Origin of the sequence: Halapricum hydrolyticum (assembly GCF_025517535.1) — an archaeon.
Taxonomy (GTDB): Archaea; Halobacteriota; Halobacteria; order Halobacteriales; family Haloarculaceae; genus Halapricum; species Halapricum hydrolyticum.
In genome coordinates this window covers 1-862 of sequence record NZ_JAOPKC010000056.1, presented here as the reverse complement: position 1 = coordinate 862, position 862 = coordinate 1, and the positions used below count along the sequence as shown (strand labels likewise).

At 66.1% G+C, this 862-nt stretch carries 2 protein-coding genes; one reads left to right on the top strand and one right to left on the bottom strand.

Going from position 1 to position 862, the window contains the following annotated elements; genetic code table 11:
• On the top strand, positions 1-100 hold a 100-nt coding region (locus OB916_RS16940), incomplete at its 5' end, for an SDR family oxidoreductase (RefSeq protein ID WP_390884101.1).
• Between the two features lie 60 nt (positions 101-160).
• Here the strand turns inward: OB916_RS16940 and OB916_RS16935 are convergent.
• Positions 161-862, bottom strand: a 702-nt coding sequence (locus OB916_RS16935; protein ID WP_315910473.1) for a pyruvate kinase alpha/beta domain-containing protein, incomplete at its 5' end; no start/stop codon positions are given.

Sequence of the window (862 nt, the reverse complement as noted above, 5' to 3'; positions counted from 1 at the left end):
CGAAGAGATCGCCGACGCCGTCCTGTGGCTCTGCTCGGACGGCGCGTCGTTCACCAACGGCGAGGCGCTGACCGTCGATAGCGGCTTCACCGCCCGATAGGATCGACGACAGCACGCGGCCCGGATAACATTTTTTGCAGACGCCCGCGCCGAAGAGCGACTACTGCGTCGAGGTGTCGCTGGGAGCGTCGCGATAGAGCATGGCCCGCTCGGCGTCGAGCGTGACGACGGTCCCGTCTTCGAGTTCGTCGGGGACCTCGGCGTCAGCGATCATCGGGATGTCACGTTCGTGAGCGAGAACGGCGGCGTGGCTCGTCGAACCGGGTTTCATGCCACGCTCTCCGCCGACGAGCCCGCGGATGTGGTCGGCGTCACCAGTCAGCTCACCGCTGTATTCTGAGGGGACGACCGCTATCGCCCCGTCCGGAACGGTCGAGAGGTCGCCGTCCTTGACGCGGTGTAGCTCGCCCGTGACGAGGCCGCTGCCGACAGCATCACCCCTGACGGTCGTCTCGGCCGCGACGTGGATCTTCAGCATGTTCGAGCTGTCGACCCCCTCGAGTTCTGTCATCATACCAGACATGACGACTAGCCTGTCGCCATCCCTGACGATCCCTGTGTCGAGCGCTGACTCGGCAGCGTTCTGGATGATGGCGTCCGCCCCTTCGGTAGTGTAGGGGATGGTGGTCGGGTGGATGCCCCAGGAGAGGGCGAGCCGTCGGCGGACCCGATCGTCCGGCGTCGAGGCGATGATCGGGACGCAGGGCCGGAACTTGGCCATTTTCAGCGCGGAGTGACCCGACTCGCTGGCGGCAACGATCGCGGTGGCGTCAACGTCTTCGGCCAGGAACCGTGCCGCGTG